At 38.8% G+C, this 21,986-nt stretch carries 23 protein-coding genes; all 23 read left to right on the top strand.

Going from position 1 to position 21,986, the window contains the following annotated elements:
* Positions 1 to 10: 10 nt before the first annotated feature.
* Positions 11 to 1,597, top strand: coding sequence for a flagellar hook-length control protein FliK (locus EDC37_RS02730; protein WP_132547672.1), 1,587 nt, complete (start codon positions 11 to 13; stop codon positions 1,595 to 1,597).
* 12 nt (positions 1,598 to 1,609) lie between these two features.
* Complete coding sequence (locus tag EDC37_RS02735; RefSeq protein WP_132547674.1) at positions 1,610 to 2,107, top strand: flagellar hook assembly protein FlgD; 498 nt, start codon at positions 1,610 to 1,612, stop codon at positions 2,105 to 2,107.
* Between the two features lie 31 nt (positions 2,108 to 2,138).
* Positions 2,139 to 2,522: a TIGR02530 family flagellar biosynthesis protein gene (locus EDC37_RS02740; RefSeq protein WP_132547676.1), complete on the top strand. Its 384-nt coding sequence runs from the start codon at positions 2,139 to 2,141 to the stop codon at positions 2,520 to 2,522.
* A 73-nt stretch (positions 2,523 to 2,595) separates the two neighbouring features.
* Positions 2,596 to 5,037, top strand: a complete 2,442-nt coding sequence (locus EDC37_RS02745) for a flagellar hook-basal body complex protein (RefSeq protein ID WP_132547678.1) — start codon at positions 2,596 to 2,598, stop codon at positions 5,035 to 5,037.
* A 105-nt stretch (positions 5,038 to 5,142) separates the two neighbouring features.
* Positions 5,143 to 5,343: a flagellar FlbD family protein gene (locus EDC37_RS02750; protein ID WP_132547680.1), complete on the top strand. Its 201-nt coding sequence runs from the start codon at positions 5,143 to 5,145 to the stop codon at positions 5,341 to 5,343.
* 89 nt (positions 5,344 to 5,432) lie between these two features.
* Positions 5,433 to 5,936 carry a flagellar basal body-associated FliL family protein gene (locus EDC37_RS02755; protein ID WP_132547682.1) on the top strand — a complete coding sequence of 168 codons (504 nt, stop codon included), beginning with the start codon at positions 5,433 to 5,435 and terminating at the stop codon, positions 5,934 to 5,936.
* Positions 5,937 to 6,016: 80 nt separating this feature from the next.
* Positions 6,017 to 7,030, top strand: a complete 1,014-nt coding sequence (fliM, locus tag EDC37_RS02760; protein ID WP_132547684.1) for a flagellar motor switch protein FliM — start codon at positions 6,017 to 6,019, stop codon at positions 7,028 to 7,030.
* A complete protein-coding gene (gene fliY, locus EDC37_RS02765) occupies positions 7,023 to 8,270 on the top strand; it encodes a flagellar motor switch phosphatase FliY (RefSeq protein ID WP_132547686.1) in 1,248 nt (415 codons plus the stop codon). The genes fliM and fliY overlap by 8 nt, the downstream gene beginning before the upstream one ends.
* 59 nt (positions 8,271 to 8,329) lie before the next feature.
* Positions 8,330 to 8,692 carry a response regulator gene (locus tag EDC37_RS02770; RefSeq protein ID WP_132547688.1) on the top strand — a complete coding sequence of 121 codons (363 nt, stop codon included), beginning with the start codon at positions 8,330 to 8,332 and terminating at the stop codon, positions 8,690 to 8,692.
* Positions 8,692 to 9,243, top strand: a complete 552-nt coding sequence (locus tag EDC37_RS02775) for a FliO/MopB family protein (protein ID WP_132547690.1) — start codon at positions 8,692 to 8,694, stop codon at positions 9,241 to 9,243. Before EDC37_RS02770 ends, EDC37_RS02775 begins: the two co-directional genes overlap by 1 nt.
* A gap of 17 nt (positions 9,244 to 9,260) precedes the next feature.
* On the top strand, positions 9,261 to 10,013 hold the full coding sequence (gene fliP, locus EDC37_RS02780) for a flagellar type III secretion system pore protein FliP (protein ID WP_132547692.1): 753 nt from the start codon (positions 9,261 to 9,263) through the stop codon (positions 10,011 to 10,013).
* Between the two features lie 11 nt (positions 10,014 to 10,024).
* Positions 10,025 to 10,294 carry a flagellar biosynthesis protein FliQ gene (fliQ, locus tag EDC37_RS02785; RefSeq protein ID WP_132547694.1) on the top strand — a complete coding sequence of 90 codons (270 nt, stop codon included), beginning with the start codon at positions 10,025 to 10,027 and terminating at the stop codon, positions 10,292 to 10,294.
* Positions 10,295 to 10,347: 53 nt separating this feature from the next.
* Complete coding sequence (gene fliR, locus EDC37_RS02790; protein ID WP_132547696.1) at positions 10,348 to 11,130, top strand: flagellar biosynthetic protein FliR; 783 nt, start codon at positions 10,348 to 10,350, stop codon at positions 11,128 to 11,130.
* The gene (gene flhB / locus EDC37_RS02795; protein ID WP_424449983.1) at positions 11,084 to 12,217 is read left to right on the top strand and encodes a flagellar biosynthesis protein FlhB; all 1,134 of its coding nucleotides are present in this window, start codon (positions 11,084 to 11,086) and stop codon (positions 12,215 to 12,217) included. Before fliR ends, flhB begins: the two co-directional genes overlap by 47 nt.
* 36 nt (positions 12,218 to 12,253) lie before the next feature.
* On the top strand, positions 12,254 to 14,320 hold the full coding sequence (gene flhA / locus EDC37_RS02800; protein WP_132547698.1) for a flagellar biosynthesis protein FlhA: 2,067 nt from the start codon (positions 12,254 to 12,256) through the stop codon (positions 14,318 to 14,320).
* Positions 14,321 to 15,640, top strand: coding sequence for a flagellar biosynthesis GTPase FlhF (gene flhF, locus EDC37_RS02805; protein WP_132547700.1), 1,320 nt, complete (start codon positions 14,321 to 14,323; stop codon positions 15,638 to 15,640).
* Positions 15,641 to 15,646: 6 nt separating this feature from the next.
* Complete coding sequence (locus EDC37_RS02810; protein ID WP_132547702.1) at positions 15,647 to 16,549, top strand: MinD/ParA family protein; 903 nt, start codon at positions 15,647 to 15,649, stop codon at positions 16,547 to 16,549.
* Between the two features lie 20 nt (positions 16,550 to 16,569).
* Complete coding sequence (locus EDC37_RS02815; RefSeq protein WP_132547704.1) at positions 16,570 to 17,262, top strand: flagellar brake protein; 693 nt, start codon at positions 16,570 to 16,572, stop codon at positions 17,260 to 17,262.
* Between the two features lie 96 nt (positions 17,263 to 17,358).
* A complete protein-coding gene (gene cheB, locus EDC37_RS02820; protein ID WP_341539297.1) occupies positions 17,359 to 18,297 on the top strand; it encodes a chemotaxis-specific protein-glutamate methyltransferase CheB in 939 nt (312 codons plus the stop codon).
* Between the two features lie 21 nt (positions 18,298 to 18,318).
* A complete protein-coding gene (locus EDC37_RS02825; RefSeq protein WP_132547708.1) occupies positions 18,319 to 20,373 on the top strand; it encodes a chemotaxis protein CheA in 2,055 nt (684 codons plus the stop codon).
* A 19-nt stretch (positions 20,374 to 20,392) separates the two neighbouring features.
* Positions 20,393 to 20,869 (top strand): chemotaxis protein CheW, encoded by a 477-nt coding sequence (locus EDC37_RS02830; RefSeq protein ID WP_132547710.1) that lies wholly within the window; start codon positions 20,393 to 20,395, stop codon positions 20,867 to 20,869.
* Between the two features lie 9 nt (positions 20,870 to 20,878).
* Complete coding sequence (locus EDC37_RS02835) at positions 20,879 to 21,499, top strand: chemotaxis protein CheC (protein ID WP_132547712.1); 621 nt, start codon at positions 20,879 to 20,881, stop codon at positions 21,497 to 21,499.
* 1 nt (position 21,500) lies between these two features.
* The gene (locus tag EDC37_RS02840; RefSeq protein ID WP_132547714.1) at positions 21,501 to 21,986 is read left to right on the top strand and encodes a chemotaxis protein CheD; all 486 of its coding nucleotides are present in this window, start codon (positions 21,501 to 21,503) and stop codon (positions 21,984 to 21,986) included.

Genomic DNA, 21,986 nt, shown 5'->3' on the forward strand with positions numbered 1-21,986 from the left:
AGGTGAAAAAATGAGCAATATGGTAATGGCTATTAAAACACCGACAGTTTCTGTTAAAAAAGATGACAGAAAGAGCCAAACAGACAATAATAGTAAAAATAAATCAGGAAATTTTATTGATGCTATGGATGATGCAAATGAAGGCGCTGATACAACAAATGCGGCTAACAATACAAATTCCGCCGTTAATAAAAAAGATGCAGCCAATGATACAGCAAAAAAAACAGCAGGAAATACAAAAAAAACAAATGTAAAGCCTGACACAGAAAAAACTGAAGATGATAAGCCGGCAAATGCAACTGCTGTAAACGGTGCGAAAAATAATATTATTAATATGGATGTTTTACCGATACTGGCGGGCTTACAGCAAAATTCTAAGGTATTAGATAATGTACTAACAGCGAAAATAAGTTTGCCAAGTGAAACGGAAGGTACTACCGCAGCAAGTGCTGTTGATACTACAGGTAAGCTTTTAACGGGAACTTTAGCAGCAAATGGAAAATCTGCAATATTGGCAAAGCAACCAGAGCTGAATATACCGACTACCAATTTAAAAGATAATACTTCTATATTACAGGCACAACCGTTGGTTTCCTTAGAAGAACTTGTGGCAGCAAAGACAGGTACAAACCTTACCATAAAAACTAAAGCTACTAACAGCTTAGTACAGAATGCTGTACCAGAACCGGTAGCGACTAAAAGTACAATATTACCGGAACAAGGGATGGTATCATCTACTAAAAATGTTACCGCACTCCAAAATCAGTTGCCAGCATTGACAGAGACATTGGTGAAACCACTGAATACTGAAATGACAAAAAATGGCAAACAAAATAATGACATGCTTTTGCCAGGTCAGGCAGGAACTAAAGATAAAAATGTTGTTCAACTTAATGTTATTGATTTAACCGCAAAGCAAGGAACGGACGGTTCCAGCGATTTCCTTTCGGCTGGCCGCAATATGCAGCAGAGTATTTCTTCGGCGAAAGATGGTACTCTTGCGGCGGGACAAAAGGAGGCTCCAAATCAAACCGGTGATACGTTTGCTTTTCCGTCTTTTGTAAGTACGATGAAGGATGCAGCACAAAATATAAGTCCATCAGCTCCCCAACCGGCGCAGCAACAGAATAACGCGCAGGATAGCTATGATATAGCAGGGCAAATAATAAAAAATGCCCAACTGATAAAAGCCAACGAAAACTCGCAAATGACAATAAATTTGCAACCGGAACATTTGGGTGAGTTATCCTTGAAAATCTCTGTGGCAGCAGATGGACTGGTAAATGCTTCCTTTCACAGTGATAATGCCCAAGTTCGTAACTTACTGCAATCAACAATAGTCCAGCTGCGGCAGGATTTGCAGGATCAGGGAATCAAGGTTGACAATATTAACGTCTACAGTGGTTTGAGCGATTTACTGTCCAATGGACAGAATAATAATGGAAAATTTAGTGATAAAGAGCAGAAAAAATCCTCTTACAGAATAGGCCAATTGATCGAGGCAGCAGGACAGATGGATAATTTTAGTACAGTAGCGGCATCGACAGATACACAGAACCAAAAAATCACGAGTAATGGAATTGACTATAGAATATAAGGAGTGTTTAAAATGGCAATAACTACAGTAGAACCAACAACTGGTACAACCAATACTTCGGCAAGCTCGTCTTCAAGTGGTATTGATACACTGGCTAATGAAAATACTTTTATGCAGCTTTTGGTCGCGCAGATGAAAAATCAAGATCCGCTAAATCCACTTGACGGGACTGAATATGTATCACAGCTTTCTCAATTGACTTCAACAGAACAGATTTCTAAGATGGCAACAGCCATGAATACAATGTCCACTGTTGTTGATAATTTAAATACTTCTGTTCTAGTAGGACAACTTAGCTCAATGATTGGGCAGAATGTGACATGGACAACTGATAAATCTGTTACTGATAGCAGTGGTGCTACAACTACACAAAAAGTGCAGCATACAGGAGTAGCACAGGGCGTTACAATTAGTGACGGAACACCATCTTTAGTTGTAAAAGAAGGTACAGGAGTAACTACAGTCAATGTAAGTGACCTTACCCTGATAGGAAAAACAGGACTAGAGTAAGCATAATTTATACGGCAGGGAGTAGATATGCATGACAACTAATTCGCAGATATATTTACAGCCACTTATGCCGGTTGGTAATCAAAATAATGTGTCAAAGCACGTGCCCGCTGCAAAAAATAACAGCCAAAGTTTTGCGGATGTACTAAAGCAAACGAGTCAGCCTATTGACTTTTCACAGCATGCTTTAAGCAGAATGAAAGAGCGGAATATAGTATTAAACGATGCAGATATGCAGAAAATGAGTGACACGGTATATAAGATGGCACAAAAAGGCGCGAAGGAATCTCTTATTTATTTAAAAGGAACAGCTTTTGTTGTGAGTATAGCCAACAAAACTGTGATTACCGCTATGGATGGCGTGAGTACAAAGGACAATATATTTACAAACATTGATAGTGCAGCTATATTATAAGCTGGACCTTCGGGAAGCTTCGGCTGCTGAATGACAGAGGCAGCCAGCTGCACGCAAAGGAGTATGATTTATTATGATGAGAGCATTATATACAGCCGTTTCTGGTCTGAAAAACCATCAGACTAGGATGGATTCAATCGGCAATAATATTGCGAATGTCAATACGACAGGTTATAAATCTAGCCGTGTAACATTTGCAGACACATTGAGCCAAACGTTATCGGGATCGTCTTCGCCCAACGGAAATGTCGGAGGAATCAATGCCCAGCAGATAGGCTTGGGCATGGCTGTCTCTTCGATAGACACCAATTTTACACACGGCAGCGCATCTTCCACGGGTAATAATACTGACTTGGCAATAGACACTGATGCGGGGCTTTTTATTGTTAAAAATGGTGACCAGACCTATTATACGCGTAATGGAAATTTTACACTTGACAATGATGGCAATCTGGTCATGAATGGCAGTGGACTTCATGTTCAAGGATGGAATGGTGAAAATGGTAGTGTAAATGCAAATGGCTTGCCTGAAAATATAAAGATAGACAAGGATTCTGCAATGAGTCCTAAAACAACAACAACGGCTACTTTTAGCGGTAATTTATCGGCAGATGATATTTCACAGGCAATAACTGCAATAAAGGTTAATTATGCTGACGGCACATCAGAAAGTGTAGATGGTTCTTATGCTTCTAAAAGTTTAACTAAGGCATCTTTAGTTGGTGCATCGGGGACAAAATACACTATACTAGATGCAAATGGTGGGAGTATTAATCCTGATGGCTATTATGTAGGAAACCTTATAGATCAAACAGATAAATTAACGTCGATTACAGCAACTGGCGATCCTATAACAATTAATTTTGATACGTCGGGAGGAACGGGAAGTAAAGGAGGAACAATTACAGGCTATCCTGATACTGTTTCTGACATTACAAGTGGAATTTATGAAAAAAATAAGGATGGAAAAATAGATTTAGGAACAATTACAGAAATAAAGCCGATTAATTCTACTGATTTTACAATTATCACAAATAAAGGAACCTTTACTATTACTGATCCACCATCAAGCGACACCTATAAAGTGGGAGATAACGTTTCAGTGCAGGCTAAAGTTACAGGTGGGAAAACTAATCCGGGGTCTGCGAGTATATTAACTTTTGTAAAAGAAGGAGGTAGTATAAATACTATAAATACTGCTGATATTCCTTCTGCTCTTGGTTCGTCGTATAGATTCGGAGACGCTGCAATACAGTCGATTACAGCGACTGGCGAGCCTATAACAATTACTTATGCTGAATCGGGAACAGGAAGTAATGGAGCGACAATTACAGGCTATCCTACTACTGCTATTGAGACTAGTGGAACTTATGAAATAGGTAAGGATGTACCAATAGAATTAGGAACAATTAAAACCGGTGGTATAGAAAAGATTAGTGATACTGAATATCATATTACGACAGACAAAGGGACATATACTGTTACATATGATACACCCCCAAGTGACCCTTATGAAGAAGGCAATACCGTTTTGGTGCAGGCTGCAGTTAAAAGTGGTGCAACCAATGGGTCTGCAGCTACATTAACTTTTGCTGATGGAGTTAGTATAAATACTGGTGATATGCCCCCCTCTGATCTTAGTTCGTATGAATTAGGTGGTTCAGTCCCAGTAAAAATCGATGTAGCTGCAAGCGACCAACTTTCAGGAGGAATAAGCGTCGTTAATAGCTATAATGGTAAAGAAGTGCAAGGGCTTACTTTGACAATGAAGGATGGATCTGCGCAGACAGGTTTTGCAGATGACACTTATAGTGAAGGGCAAGATGCGTATGCTGTGCATACTTCTACTGTTACTATCTATGATAATTTAGGTGCTTCCCATACAGTGCCTGTTTATATTCAAAAGAATGATGCTGATAAATGGGTAGTCAAGGTACAAGGTGGAACCTATGATGGCGCACAGGTCGCATCTTCAGAACAAGAATTGGAATTTGATGGAGCAAATGGTACTTTGATAAGTGGCGGATCAATGAATATCAATTTGTCGGTTCCTTATCCCAATGGAGCAATGTTAAATGAAAAAGTGGCTGCTGATTTTGGTCAGCTGACACAATACAGCGGTGGTAATACAGCTACTGCTAGTACTGATGGTTATGCTGCCGGGTTTTATAAGGATATGTCTATAGGGCAGGATGGTGTTATAACACTCACTTATACAAACGGACAAAAGCAAGAAGGCGGTCAGCTGGCAATAGCCACCTTTAATAATGAGGCCGGACTGGAAAAAGCAGGCGGCAGTCTATATTCTGCTTCGAATAACTCAGGAGAAGCAAAGGTAGGTACATTTGCTTCGCAGGGAGTATCCGTTACTCCCGGAGCTTTGGAAATGTCAAACGTTGATATATCCAATGAATTCAGTGATATGATCGTCACCCAGCGTGGTTTTCAGGCTAATTCCAAGATAATAACAGTTGCCGATGAAATGTTGGAAACTTTGGTTAATATGAAGAGATAAATTTATTGGGCAAAGACGAGGAGAATTTTCTCCTTGCCTTTTGCTCTTGCATGTTTTAAGTATGTTATCGTTGCTGTGAAAAATTTTAGAAACTTGGAGAATGATATGATAAAACTTACGAAATTCAATTCAGAGTCAAACAAAAAGGGAGAATTTATTCTCAATGCTGAAATAATAGAAACGATAGAGCAGACACCAGATACCGTTATTACTTTATTAAATGGTAAAAAATTGATCGTAGATGAAAAAATGGATGAAGTTGTGCGCAGGGTAATGACTTATCGGCGCGCCTTACATAAATATTGATATGGGAAAATAATAACGATATTTTATTGTAATTGATGGAATGTCGTATCGACATAGATTGGACTACATACAAGGAAGGTGTGGGGAAAATGGCGGAAGAGGAAGTTACTAATAGTGAAAATGGCGGTACTAAGAAGAAAAAGTCTGTGCTGCTTATTATTGTACTTATTTTAGTGGGTCTAGTATTAGCTGGAGGGATATCATATTTTGTGACAACAAAAGTAGTTAGTAAGTCTAACGTTAGCGCCCCAGTAAAAAGGGAACCGGGCGTTTTTGTAAAGATAGGGGATCCGAAGGATGGTACAATAATCGTTAATGTCGGTGGGGTAAAGTCAGGAAGATATTTGAAGGTAGGCGTTGTTTTGGAAATGAACCCTGCTGATGAAGTTAACTTCAAAGACCAAAAAATTACTGATGCCGCACAAGCGAAAGTCCTTGATGCTGTAATGAGTACTTTTCGTAAACAGAATATGGATCAGCTTGAAGCCGCCAATGAAGACAAATTGAAAGATGCCATAAAGAGTGAAGTTAATGCTGCTATTGGCGATGGCAGTGTCTACGAGGTCTATATAACCAGTTTTGTCCTGCAATGAATGTGAGAGATTACTGTAGAAGCTCCTAGAAAAGCATATGAAGCGTCTGCTACTATAAATCAGCGAAAGGAGGATAAAGATTGGCAGGAGATATTTTATCACAATCTGAAATTGATAAATTATTGTCAGCAATCTCAACTGGTGTTGTTTCTGCTGATGAAGTAAGAGTTGAAGAACAAAAGAAAATCAAGGTATATGATTTTAAACGCCCTGATAAATTTTCTAAAGACCAAATTAGAACATTGTTCATGCTTCATGAAAATTTTGCCCGTATTTTAAACACCTATTTATCTACACATCTTCGTGTATTAGTGAAGGTAGAAGTAGTTTCTGTTGATCAGCTTACATATGAAGAATTTATTCGTTCATTGCCTAATCCCAGTGTTATCAGCATTTTATCTCTTTCTTCTTTGAAGGGAAATATAATTTTTGAGATGGATACAAATGTAGTATTTTCCATCATTGACCGTCTTTTTGGTGGTATGGGCGATGAAAGTAAGATGAAAGCAAGAACCTTGACTGATATTGAAGAAACGGTCATCAAAAATATGATGAGCAAAATGATGGAAGGTTTGCAGGAAGCATGGCATAATGTGCAGGATTTTAAATTAAATATTGAGAGTATGGAATCGAATCCTCAATTTACACAGATTGTTCCTTCCGGTGATATGGTTGTCATCATTACTCTTCAACTTAAGGTTGGCAGTGTTGAGGGACTTATAAATATTTGTATACCGTATATTGTAATAGAACCTATTGTTCCTAAATTAACGACTACTTTTTGGGTTTCCGCATCATCGACCCGTAAGGAACATCCAGAAGAGGTCGATCAACTAAAAAAGAAGCTGCGTAAGGCTATTATCCCTGTTAGTGTTGAACTGGGGAGAGTAAGTCTTACAATAAGTGAATTTCTGACTTTAGGTATGGGGGATACACTGCGGCTTAACACAAAGGCGGATGATGAACTCGTTTGTATAGTCGGCGAAAGGCCAAAATTTTATTGCCGTCCTGGCATTATAGGAAAAAGATCAGCAGTACAAATAACAAAAGTAATAGAATCAGACGATGAAGAGGGGGAAAAAAGGGATGGCTGATGGAATGCTTTCGCAAGAGGAAATCGATGCCTTGACCAAAGGGATTGTTCCAGATGCACCAGAGAAAAATACTCCGGCTGTAGAAACACAACCGTCGAATTCATCTGCGGATGAATCGCAAAATAATACGGCCCTCACTGATATTGAAAAAGATACGTTGGGTGAAATTGGTAATATATCAATGGGAAGCGCAGCAACCACGCTGTCAATGCTTTTAGGACATAAGGTTTCGATAACGACACCGAGTGTCAGCATTGAAACAATGGCTGATATAAAAGCACATTATCCTATGCCTTATCTTATAGTTGGGGTCAACTATACTACAGGGATAACTGGTAATAATATTTTAGCTATTCAAGCAGGTGATGCTGCTGTTATTGCAGATTTGATGATGGGGGGGGACGGTACTAATGTCACTGATGAACTTGATGAAATAAGACAAAGTGCTGTAAGTGAAGCCATGAACCAAATGATGGGTTCAGTGTCTACATCTTTATCACAGATTTTCAATAAAAAAATAGATATATCACCACCGCAAGTGCATATGGTGAATATGGCAGTTGCTGATGAGGTCAGTGATTTTTTTGCACAGACTGATCCCATTATAAAGATTTCTTTCAAAATGGAAGTTGAGGGAATTATTGATAGTGAGATAATGCAAATATTGCCTGTTGAGGTATCAAAAGAATTGGTTAAAAATCTTACAGAAGCAGCAAGTAATATGGGAAGTAAGGAACCTGCCGCTGAGGCTCCTGCTACACCACCGCCTGCGGCACCTACGCCAGAACCAGCACCGGCCGCTGCCCAAAGTACTGTTGCTTCGCCACCGCCTATCCAGCCTGCCGGTGTACAGGAACCACAGCAGCAAGCAGCATCTCAGGTACATATGACAACATCCAGGTCACAAAATATTGCTTCTAATGTAGCAGTACAACCAGCCCAATTTACGCCGCTTACTGTTGGACCGGTACCGGTAAATAACGCTAATATAGGCTTGATTTTAGATGTTCCGCTCAATATTACCGTAGAACTTGGTTCTACTAAGAAAAGTATCAGGGATATTTTGGAGTTGTCCAGTGGGTCTGTAATTGAACTGGATAAGCTGGCTGGGGAACCTGTCGATGTGTTGGTAAATGGAAAACTTCTTGCAAAAGGAGAAGTCGTTGTTATTGATGAAAACTTCGGTGTCCGTATAACTGATATAGCCAGTCCCATGGAACGGGCCAAAAATTTATCGTAAAAGTATTTATGTTTGTAAATTATATATTAATAATGCTTAATCGTGGAGGAGAATATAATATGGCTACAAAAGTTTTAGTAGTGGATGACGCAGCTTTTATGCGAATGATGGTAAAGGATATTTTGTCTAAGAATGGCTATGAGATAGTAGGCGAGGCTGAAAATGGTGCTGTTGCACTGGCAAAATACCAAGAACTTAAACCTGATTTAGTGACAATGGATATTACCATGCCGGAAATGGACGGCATTACAGCCGTCAAGGAAATTAAAAAAGCTGATCCGAATGCAAAAGTGATCATGTGTAGCGCTATGGGACAGCAGGCAATGGTTATTGAAGCAATTCAGGCCGGTGCTCGTGATTTTATAGTAAAACCATTCCAGCCTGAAAGAGTTTTGGAAGCTGTTCGTAAAGCTGTAGGCTGATGAAAAAATATAAATTTGTTATATTTTCTGCGGCTGTATTTTTGTTTTGTTGGTTTGTACCAGTTATTTCCGTTTTAGCCGCCGGTGATTCTTCATCAGGCGGCTATTTATCTCAATATCAAAATGTTGATCCGCATCCGACAAGTGCATCATGGATATCTACTTTTGGTTATTTGCTCAGCCTAGTGGTGATTTTTGTCTTTGTGGTGGGACTGGCGTATTATGTTTCCCATTATCTAGGCGGCCGTTTTGGTAAACAATTTAAGGAAAACAGCGGTGGAGCGCTGCTCCTGAATTTATCCTTAGGGCCAAATAAATCCATATGCGTTGTAGAGATTGCAGGACATATTATGATTTTAGGGGTAACAGACCATAATATAACACTTTTACAGGAAATTACCGATATGCAGGAAATAGAGAAACTTCATTTATCCAATTCCACTGAACCAGTCGAGACAAATGTGTTAGACCTTTTCGGCCAACAATTTAATTCGCTGGATAAAATCTCAAAGAGAATACCGGAATTTTTTAAGAATAAATATCATAAATAAAGAAAGGTTTTCACGCTTTGAAAGAATACCTTAAAATATTAATATTATCAGCAGTCTTTATATTTATTCCATCACATTTACTGGCGGCACCACTGCCCTCGGCAAATATCAATATAGGGCTGGGTACGTCAAACAATCCGCAGGACTTGGCTGCGACGTTGCAGATAATGGCATTACTTACTATATTATCGCTTGCTCCGGCAATATTGATAATGACTACTGCCTTTATAAGGATTGTTGTCGTATTGTCTTTTTTGCGCAATGCCCTTTCAATTCAGAATGCACCACCGAGTCAGGTGATCATTGCCTTAGCATTATTTTTGACATTTTATATCATGGCACCGTATTGGGGTGAGGCTAATCAAAATGGCCTGCAGCCTTACCTGAATGGGGAGATATCACAGACTGAGGCAGTAAATAATGTGGCGGCACCTTTACGGGAATTTATGTTTAAGCAGACGCGGGAAGCAGATATAGCTTTATTTGTGAATCTGTCCCAGGCAGAACGTCCCGAAACACAGGAAGATGTTTCTACTTTTACGCTGATACCTGCATTTATCATCAGCGAATTAAAGACAGCTTTCCAATTAGGTTTTATGATATATATTCCTTTTATAGTCATTGATATGATTGTGGCAAGTACTTTAATGTCAATGGGGATGATGATGCTGCCACCAACAATGATTTCGTTACCGTTTAAAGTATTGCTGTTTGTTATGGTTGACGGGTGGCATCTTTTGATAAATTCACTTATTGTCAGTTTTAAGTAGAGGTGGAGTAAATGTCTGGAGATACAATAATAAATTTAAGCCAAAATGCACTGCTTATGGTTTTAGTGATTTCGGCACCTATGCTCGGCTTAGGGCTGGCTATAGGATTGCTGGTAAGCGTCTTTCAAGCTACTACATCCATTCAGGAACAGACGTTGGCCTTTATTCCTAAGATAGTAGCTGTCTTTGTCGCAATACTTATTTTCGGACCTTGGATGCTGACGATGATGGTTGATTATATGGCAAGAATTTTTATTGATTTGCCACGCTATATCGGTTAGCTCTGATTCGTTTGGGAAAGGAAAAGCTGTGATAAGTAGCAGTAGCTTTAGCTTTGGATTTATTTGATATGTTGCAGAACCATATAGGGCTTTTCCTATTGGTTCTGACAAGAATCAGTGGCATCTTTTTGGTCTCACCTTTTTTTGGTAGTATAAACATTCCTGTAAAAATACGGGTTGGCACGGCTTTTTTTATAAGTATAGTAGTTTTTCCGGTTGTCGATATGCAGGGAGCACCAGTTTTGCCTAATAGAGTAGAGCAATATGCCGCATTGGTTGTGACTGAATTGTTGATTGGCTGGATGATAGGGTTTATTGGTTATATATTATTTTCAGCTGTTAATATTGGTGGACAGCTGATAGATATGCAGGTAGGTTTTGCTACTATAAGTGTACTTGATCCTACATCAGGACAGCAGGTACCATTGGTAGGCAGCTTTTTATATAATTTGTGTATATTAATTTTTTTGGCTTCAAATGGACATTATATTATTTTATCAGCATTAGTTGAAAGTTTTACGGCTTTACCACCATTGGCAGCCCATTTTGATGGTAGAATTGTACAACTTATAGTAGACATTACTGGCGGTATATTTGCCACGGGTTTAAAGTTGGCGTTGCCTGTACTGTTTGCAATCCTGTTGACTAATGTAGGCCTTGGTGTTTTGGCCAGAACAATGCCACAGATGAATATTTTTGTGGTTGGGATACCGGCACAGATCATTATAGGGATTTTTGTAATTGGTATTATGCTGCCATTTTATGCACTCTTTTTGGATGTGATTTTTAATGAACTTTATGGTAATATTACAGCGATGCTGCGAGCCATCTCCTGATATGGCAACTCCTTTTTCTTTTGACCTGCAACTTTTTGCAGGAGAAAAAACGGAAGATCCTACTTCAAAGCGCATGACTGATGCCCACCAAAAAGGGCAGGTAGCGCGAAGTCAGGATTTATCAGCCGCTATTGTTATCTTGGTTGGTTTTTTTACATTATGGAATTGCGGAAATTATATGTACGGAGAATTGACGCAGTTTATGGCATTTATTTTTACTAATTTGCAGTCTCCTTTGGATACAGAATCTGTTGTACATTTATTTTGGGAAACTATGATTGTGCTGGTAAAAATTCTCGCTCCCGTCATGTTCGCTATTTTACTTGCTGGATTAGCACTCAATTATTATCAGGTCGGTTTTGTGTTTTCTACAGAACCATTATCTTTTGATTTAAACCGCTTAAATCCAGTAACAGGTATGGGTCGTATTTTTTCTAAGCGTTCTTTGATGGAATTATTCAAGTCTATTGCTAAAATACTTGTTGTCGGGTATTTTGTTTATTTATATATAGTAGATCAGGTTATACAGATGCCAAAGCTTATTTTTATGGATTTACAGATGGCACTTGTAAGCATTGTTGATATTATTTTTAAGCTTGCTTTTGAAATATGCACTGTCTTATTAATTCTTGGTATTATTGATTTTATGTATCAAAAATGGCAGCATAAGCAGGAATTAAAGATGAGCAAGCAGGATATAAAGGATGAATTCAAGCAAACTGAAGGAGATCCGCAAATCAAGGGCAAAATAAAGCAAAAACAAAAACAGATGTCCTTGCAGCGTATGATGCATGAGGTACCAAAAGCAGATGTAATCATTACAAACCCTACGCATTTTGCAATCGCACTGAAGTATGAAAAAGGAATGACGGCTCCGGCCATCATTGCCAAAGGACAGGATATTGTGGCTCAGCGGATAAAACAAATCACCCGTGATGCCAATATTACTATAGTGGAAAATAAGCCACTGGCACGTGCCTTATATCTTTCTACGGAGATTGGTGATGTCGTACCGCAGGAACTATATAAAGCTGTTGCTGAGGTTCTGGCATATGTATATAGATTGAAAAAGAAGAAACTGGCTTAAGCGCAAGTAAAATTAATATTAAGGAGCTAATACGTTATGACGACACCGTCCACCGCGACAGGCAGTTTTATCAATAAATACAGTGATGTTGTTATTGCTTTGGCAATCATTACAATAGTCATAATGATGATTATTCCTTTGCCTACATTTTTATTGGATTTATTGCTGTGTTTAAATATCACATTGGCTTTGACCATTATAATGGTTACAATCTATAATGTAGAGCCATTGGATTTTTCTGTTTTTCCGTCGTTGCTGTTGATAACGACTTTGTTTCGTCTTGCCTTGAATGTTTCGTCGACAAGGCTTATTCTATTGAATGGGTATGCCGGTGAAATCATAACTTCATTTGGTAATTTTGTAGTTGGTGGGAATCCCGTAGTAGGTTTTATCGTTTTTGTAATTTTAATAATAATTCAGTTTATTGTTATAACTAAAGGTGCAGAACGTGTAGCAGAAGTTTCTGCCCGGTTTACGTTAGATGCTATGCCAGGTAAGCAGATGGCCATTGATGCAGATTTGAACCAAGGTGCCATAACTGATACAGAAGCTAGGGCAAGACGTGAAAAAATACAACATGAAGCTGACTTTTACGGAGCAATGGATGGTGCAAGTAAGTTTGTAAAGGGCGATGCGGTAGCAGCTATAATAATAATTATTATTAATATTTTTGGCGGCTTTATAATAGGGATGGCACAGCGTAATCTCTCTATTGCCCAGTCCCTGCAACAATATACACTGCTTACTGTAGGTGAAGGTCTTGTCAATCAGATACCAGCCCTGCTCGTTTCTACTGCGACAGGTATTATTGTAACAAGGGCTGCCTCAAATTCTAATTTGGGCAGTGACCTTATCAGCCAATTGTTTAGGAATCCGCGCATATTTTTTATTGCATCGGGTGTGTTAATGTTTTTAGCAATCATTCCAGGGCTGCCGACAGTCCCTTTTTTAACATTGTCATTACTGGCATTATTTGTTGCTTATAATCTCCGTAAATCGCAAAATGCTTCTTTAGCCAGCAGTAAAGTTATGCAGAAAGAAAAGGACAAGGCCGATATTAAAAAACCAGAAAATGTCATTTCTCTGCTTCAAGTAGATCCTATGGAATTGGAAATAGGCTATAGTTTGATACCGCTTGTCGATACAGGGCAGGGAGGAGATTTGCTGGAACGTATCGTGATGATCAGAAGGCAGTGTGCCTTGGAGCTTGGCTTAGTCGTGCCGACCATACGAATACGCGATAATATACAGATAAAACCGAATGCATATATCATAAAATTAAGAGGAATTGAAATAGCAAAGGGAGAATTAATACTTGATCATTATATGGCAATGAATTCTGGTACTGTCGTAGAAGAAATTGATGGTATTCAGACTACAGAACCAGCTTTCGGCTTACCAGCTATATGGATAACGGAAGCACAAAGGGAACAGGCAGAGCTGAATGGCTACACTGTTGTAGATGCTGTTTCTGTTTTGGCTACACATATAACAGAAGTTATAAAAGCACATGCCGATGAAATCCTTGGACGGCAGGAAACACAGAACCTTATTGATAATATCAAGAAGACAAGTCCTTCTGTTGTAGAAGAACTTGTGCCTGACTTGCTTACCATTGGTGAAATCCAAAAGGTATTGGCTAATTTGTTGCATGAACGTATCTCTATACGGGATATGGCTACCATATTGGAAGTTTTATCTGATTATGCAAAAGTTACCAAAGACCCAGATATTCTTACAGAGTATGTTCGCCATGCCTTAGCAAGACAAATTACCAATCAATATGTACAAAATAATGTTCTTCCCTGTGTATCTCTTTCTCCTGAGTTGGAAAATAAAATTGCTGGGGCAGTACAGCGGACAGAGCGGGGGTCGTATGTTAACCTTGACCCTAATACTACTAAGAATTTAATAACATCACTTAATAAAGCTTTACAGGAACTTACTAATATGGGCTATCAACCTATTGTGCTGACGGGGCCTGCTGTGCGAACATATTTTAAAAAATTAGTTGAGCGTTCCATTTCTGGTGTTATAGTGCTCTCTCAAGCCGAAATAGATGCAAATGTAGAGATACAAATTCTTGGGGTGGTGAAATTATAATTGCAGATAAAAGTTTTTAGGGAACGCACGGCCAAAGACGCTATGGATAAAGTCAGAAGTGAATTAGGGCCTGATGCAGTTATCCTGCATACAAGAAAATATACTACAGGAGGTATTTTTGGTTATGGCGGAAAGAAGATGGTGGAAGTGACCGCGGCTGTTGAAGATGGAGCACAAACTAAAATTTTACCGCCGATAAATAATACAGTGAAAAAAGATAAAGCACAGCCTTCTGCTGTAAATAAAACAGGGGCACAAGGTGAACCGACTATAAGACCTATTGTGCCAAGGCAAATTTTGGAAAATTATAAGACAACTGGTTTATCCAGTAGCCAAAAAAGTAAACCAGTTGACGCCAATTTTTTGACAGAAGAACCTTTGGGACAACCACCGAAAGTGATAAAAAATACCGATGAAATGACAATGCAGGTTTCTAATGAAAAGAAACAGCAGCGGAAAATTCGTCAGCTGGAACAGGAACTCGCACAGATGAAGGTCGTACTGAATAGTGTTATCGGTACGAAAACAGACGAAAATATAGCAGTAAAAAGAAAAACAATTGCTTTAAAAGAAGCTTTGCAGGCGCAGGAAGTCAATGCAGAAATTATAAAAGAGATTGTAGCTGGGCAGGATCCAGAGCTTTTAACGGATAAGGACATGCCTTATGTACGTAAGGTCTTGCTTGATTATTTAGAAAAGCATATGCCGTCTTCTTCCGGTATAGAAATTGTAAAGGGAAAACCAAAAATTGTTGCACTCATTGGAGCAACAGGAGTAGGGAAAACAACTACATTGGCAAAGATTGCCTCTCGCTTTGTATTGGAACAAAGGTTGCGCGCAGTACTGATTACTGCTGATACATATAGAATTTCAGCCGTTGATCAATTAAAAACATATTCTGACATAATCGGTTTGCCTTTAGAGATTGTATATACACCGGGAGAATTGAAAAAGGTTATAAACAGGCATAAAGACAAACAACTTATTCTCATAGATACAGCAGGACGCAGCCAGCATAATGATTATCAGTTATTGGAACTACAGGATTTACTGAAGGTTAATGACAGTATTGAAAAACACCTTGTTTTGAGTGCTACTACAAAATATAAAGATATTATAGATATAATAAGAAAATTCTCTTTGTGTGCACCTGATAAAGTTATTTTTACAAAAACAGATGAAACTTCAAGTATTGGCGTAGTGCTTAATTTACTGAAGGAGTATCCAATGGCTTTATCATATTTCACCAATGGACAAAGCGTGCCGGATGATATTTTTCCAGCACAGCCAAATAATTTAGCAGACCTTTTACTGAGGTAGATATATATGGAAGACCAGGCTGCCAAATTAAGGCAGATGATTGAATATAGAAATTTATCTGTTGAGCATAAATTGACAGATCATCAGATGCAGGAGAAAAAAATAGCAAGGAATTTGCGCATAATAGCCATTACAAGCGGGAAGGGAGGAGTAGGAAAGACAAATTTTACTGTTAATTTAGCTATAGCACTTTCTCAGGCAGGTGCAAATGTTTTAATTATTGATGCAGATCTAGGGCTGGCAAATGTAGAAGTACTATTGGGTTGCTCATCTGCTTATACGATGATGAACTTACTTAATGACAATGTCTCCTTAGCTGATGTTATTTTGCAGGGACCGGAGGGAATAAGGTATATTTCCGGCGGTTCCGGTCTTGAACAATTAGCCGATTTATCAATAAATGATAGGACTTTATTGATAAACAAATTGTATGAATGTGAAGAGTTTGCTGATATAATTTTAGTTGACACAGGAGCAGGCGTTGGGAGAAATGTGCTTGATTTTTTAATTGCTGCCGATGAAATTATTTTACTTACGACTCCTGAGCCTACGGCTCTTACTGATGCATATGCTGTAGTAAAGGCTTGCAGAAATTATAGCGAAACTTTGCATATAAAGCTTGTGGTCAATCGGATATATGATGAGGATGAGGGTCGGGAGGTCAGTGTAAAACTGATCGCGACAACAAAGCAGTTTCTGGGGATTTCTATTGCTACGCTGGGTGTGGTTTATGATGACCATAATATGGTAAATGCAATAAAAAAGCAGGTTCCCCTCTTGTTATCATATTCTAATACGATTGCCGCAAAATGCATTAGGACAATAGCCAAATCAATTTTGCAGGGACGCAGCACGAAAATTAAACGAAACTGGCGTGATTTTCTACATCGTTTAATTTTTTCGAGATAATTTTATGGAGGAATTAGGTGATGAAGGACATAAATGTCTTTGAAACAAAGAAAGTGTTGAGAATCGGACAGAGGGTCGAGATTGACAAAATAGACAGCGAAGATGATGAGCCAAGTGAAGTTTATGCCAGTAGGATTGAAGACATAAAAGGCTCTATGGTGTTCTTGGCATTACCCGTAGACAGTATGCTAAGACCCGTTATCTTAGAAACTGGGCAAACCGTTGAGGGGCGCATTATTGATGATAAGGTTCGCGTATATTCCTTTACAGCTCAATATGAACGCATAGGCAGAGTCAATATTCCCGTATGGATCGTAGAAATGGCACCAACTGTCATTCGTAACCAGCATAGAGAATTTGTGCGCATCCGGGTTTCCATCCCCATACAGGTCGCAGTGGCTGAACAAGATGGAAGCATGGAGGTCCCTTTTCACACCCATAGTGTTGATGTAAGCGGGAACGGTATCTCTTTTTTATCTGCCGAAGCGCTACAACCAGGAACGATGCTCACAATTGAAACTATACCAATTCCTTCTGTAGGACGAATACATACTTTTGTGGAGGTAAAGCGTTGTATACTTTCCCAAGACAAACAAAGCTATTTAATTGGGGGAAAATTCACTGATTTGTCCAAGCAAATTCAAAATAAGTTAGTGAAATATTTATTTAGCAGGCAGAGAGAATTTATAAAAAAAGGAATTATTCCAAAATGAGGAGGGAATATCGTTGATTCGCGTTTTGGGCGCAGGTGGTCAAGGATCTTGGCTAATCCGTTTTTACCTGAAGGCTGTTTTTAAGTTATCTGGGTAATTATCAATGACAAAAATATGATAAAGACTGTTTTTAAATTAAAATTAGACTGTCTTATCTTTGCTGCTAATATACCGCTTATGAATAATTTGCAAACACTCAAAACGATAACGAGAAGCACTCCGCTGTCTGTTGTAATGATAAGTAGCCTTATGAAAGCAGGAGCTGAAGGAATAATAAAAGTATTGGGACTGGGTACAGTGGATTTTATAAATAAAATAAGAGAGGGCATTGGATACATAGATACCATTAGTAATGAAATAATCAATAGAGATTATGCTGCTACGGTGGATTTAAAAACTACTAAGCAGTATATCGATAACAATCAACTTTATTTGCCAAAAAAAATATCACCGCTGACCAGTTCCCATAAATTAGTTGCAATAGGAACTTCAACAGGCGGGCCAAAAGCTCTTCAACAGGTAATAACTAAACTACCAGCTGATTTACCTTGTGGTGTAGTAATTGTCCAGCATATGCCACCAGGGTTTACCAAGTCATTGGCAGAAAGACTTAACCAGCTTTCTGCGGTTACAGTAAAAGAAGCAGAAAATGGGGATTATATAAAACCTGCACATGTTTATATAGCACCTGGCGATTATCATATGCTTGTGCGCAGAGAAGCTTTGGGAGAAGTTATTTCCCTTAACCAGAATCCGCCCATAGGCAATCATCGACCGTCAGTGAATGCTCTTTTTGAATCTGTCGTTCCATTCGGTAAAAGTTTGGTAGCTGTCATATTGACAGGGATGGGAAACGACGGTGCTGAAGGGATGCAGCACATAAAAAGAGCAAATGGATACATAATTGCTGAAGATAAATCCACTTCAGTCGTATACGGAATGCCGAAAGCTGTAGTTGATCTTGGCATAGCAGATGAGGTGTTGCCAGTAGATAGGATAGCTAGCGCGATAGTTAATGCTGTAAAAAGAAATTAATATAGTTTTGGGGGAATAAAAATGGACACTAATCAATATATGGAGATGTTTTTGGAAGAATCAAAAGATCATCTGCAATCACTTAATGAACGTCTCCTGGATCTTGAAAAAGACCCCGCTGATTCTGATGCAATAAATGAGATTTTCAGAAGTGCGCATACCTTAAAAGGAATGTCAGCGACAATGGGATTTAATGTTATTGCTGAACTTACCCACGACATGGAAAATGTTCTTGATTTAATACGTACTGATAAAATTAAAGCTGATGAAGATATTATTGATGTTTTGTTTAAATGCATCGACGCATTACAACAGATGGTTGATAATATCAATAATGGTGAACCAGAAGATTCTGTTGATGTAAAAGAACTTGTAGACAAGCTGAATTCTATAGCTGCGACTGGTGGAGACAAGGCTCCAGCAAGCTTTAAGGCTAAAACAACGGCAGAACCTGCAGCAAAGAAAGATGCCAATAGTGAAAATCCCCCGGCAAATATTGAGCTTTCAGATATAGACATAGATTTGATAAATAGTGCTAAAAAATCAGGATTAAGAGCCATGCATGTTAAAGTCACTCTGGCTGAAACATGCGTCTTGAAGACAGCACGCTCATATATGGTAATGTCCGCTTTAGATGAAATCGGCGATGTAATAAAGTCTATTCCTTCTACAGAAGACTTAGAACAGGAAAAATTTGATCTCACATTTGATGTCATTTTGTTGACTGGTGAAGAAGAACAGAAAGTAGAGTCTGTTCTTATGAACATTTCAGAAATAGCCAGAGTAGACATAGAATTGATAAAAGTACCAGATGCCCCTAAAAAAGAAGTAACGACTGCAAAGAAAGCAGCAGTGCCGGCAGTAGCCAAAAAGAATGCTCCAGCAGTTAAAAAGCAGGCAATCCAGCATCATGATAATATGAAAAGCGGACAATCTGTTCGTGTTGGCATAGAAAAACTTGATTCATTAATGAACTTGGTCGGCGAATTAGTCATCAATAAGACAAGGCTTGAACAGATAGGTAATACGCATCGCATTGCTGAATTAGTGGAAACAGTGGAACAGATGGATCGGGTAACCGGTGATTTGCAATCGATAGTGATGAAAGTAAGAATGGTTCCTGTTGGCCAGGTCTTTAATAGATTCCCGCGTGTTGTACGCGATTTGGCAAAGGAACTGAATAAGGAAGTAAACCTTACTATCGAAGGTGAAGATACCGAACTTGATAGAACAGTAATTGACGAAATAGGCGATCCGCTCGTCCATCTTATTCGTAACTCAATGGACCATGGAATAGAACATCCAGATGAACGTGAAGCAAAAGGGAAACCGCCTATCGGACAGGTTGGCTTAATCGCCAGGCATGAAGGTAATAACGTAATCATAATGGTTACCGATGACGGTGCGGGAATTGACGCTGACATCATTCGCAGTAAAGCTGTTGAAAAGAGTGTTATAACGCAGGATGATGCCGATAACATGACTGATGCGGAAGCGGTACGGCTTATCTTTTTACCGGGTTTTTCTACTTCCGATGTTATAACAGATGTATCCGGACGTGGTGTAGGAATGGATGTTGTACGTACTACTATCGAGGCACTGGGCGGAGTTATTGATGTTGAAACGAAAAAAAATGAAGGCAGCGTATTTAAAATTAAATTGCCGCTTACTCTTGCCATCATCCAAGCTTTGTTAGTTAATGTTCAAGAAGAAATTTATGCGATTCCTCTTGCATCAATCGATAGCACGATAAATATAACTTCTGAAGATATAAAAACTATCCAAAATAAGGAAACAATCGTAATCCGCGGTGAAATTATTCCTATTGTCCGTCTTGACCGTGCGCTTAATGTATCACATATAGAAGATAAAAAAGATGAAGAAATATATGTGGTTATTGTCCATGTTGGTGATAAAAAGTGTGGCATTATGGTAGATAAACTTATCGGCCAGCAGGAAATAGTTATTAAAACTTTAGGAAAACTTTTATCAGGTGTCAAAGTTATTTCTGGGGCAACGGTTTTGGGTAACGGACAGATCGCATTGATTTTGGACGTCGCTATTTTAATGCAATAAATTTAGGAGGAATATTATCATGGAGCAGCATGAAGTTTCATCAAACGAAGTGCAGATAGTTGCATTTAAATTAAAACGTGAAGAATACGGTATGAGCATTTTAAATGTTGAAGAAATAAAACGCTTGACTGATATTACGCGTGTGCCCTTTACACCAGATTTTATAAAAGGCGTTATGAATTTGCGTGGAAGTGTATTACCGGTAATAGATTTAAAAAAACGTATAGGCTTGCCAGATGCTGAATATACAGATGCAACGCGTATCATTGTCGTAAAGCTTGAAGAAATTACGGTAGGGATGATAGTTGATGCAGTCACTGAGGTTTTAACTATTGATACTGACCATATAACTAATTCCAAGCAAATTGCATCTACGGAAAGCGATATGCATTCAGAATCAAATAAGTTTATAAATGGAATAGGAAATTTAAATAACCGATTGGTTATTTTGCTGAATTTGTCCGAAATACTAGGCTTGAACGGTGAAACTAAATGAGGTGAGTATGTGTCGGACGATATATTAAATCTGTCAGCTATGCAATTGGACGCAATAAAAGAGATAGGCAATGTGGGAGCTGGTAATTCGGCTACAGCTTTATCGCAGCTTATTAATAAAAAAATAGATATGGATGTTCCTAACGTGTCAATAGTGCCATTAGCTGATGTCCCTAATCTGGTGGGAGGGCCTGACACTATGGTCGCCAGCATTTTCTTGCGTGTATACGGAAAAGCTCCTGGCAGTGTTTTATTTTTGATGCCGCGGGAAAGTGCTTTTTATTTAGTGGAACATCTGTTAGGAGAACAAAAAAGCGCTACCGATGGCGAATTGACAGAAATGGATCAATCAGCATTGATGGAGATCGGTAATATACTTGCAGGTGCCTATTTAAATGCATTGTCTTATTATACGAAATTAACTTTACTGCCGTCTATTCCAGCAATGGCTATCGATATGGCAGGAGCTATTTTAAATGTTGTTATTGTCCAATTAGGGCAGATGGGTGACCATGCCTTAGTAATAGAAACTCAATTTTTGTCGGAGGACGAAGGTATAAGCGGGCACTTCTTTTTAGTTCCAGATGTAGGTTCGCTCCAAACAATTTTGAATGCGGTAGGAGTGAAATAACATGGCTGAACTATTAAGGGTCGGAATAGCTGACTATAAGGTAGGCCGGTCACCAAATATGATTATCAGTTATGGTTTAGGGTCATGTGTAGGAATTACATTGTATGATTCAAAAATTAAGGTTGGCGGGCTGGTTCATATTATGCTGCCTGATAGTACACAGGCACGTGCCAATGAGAACCCGGCTAAATTTGCAGATACAGGAATACCATTGTTGTTGAAAGAGATTATCGCATTGGGGGCTGAAAAATCCAGAGTGGAAGCTAAATTGGCTGGTGGATCCCAAATGTTTCAATTTGCGGGAGCATCAGACATAATGGCCATAGGCAAAAGGAATGCGGAGCTGGCTAAAAAGACATTACAGCAATGTGGGATAAGGATTATCAGCGAAGATTTGGGCGGTACTTATGGACGCACAGTAGAAATGGATCTCAATACTGGTTTATATAAAATTAAAACCATTAATAAAGGCGAAAAAACTATTTAA

It is taken from the genome of Pectinatus cerevisiiphilus (assembly GCF_004341685.1).
Taxonomy (GTDB): Bacteria; Bacillota; Negativicutes; order Selenomonadales; family Selenomonadaceae; genus Pectinatus; species Pectinatus cerevisiiphilus.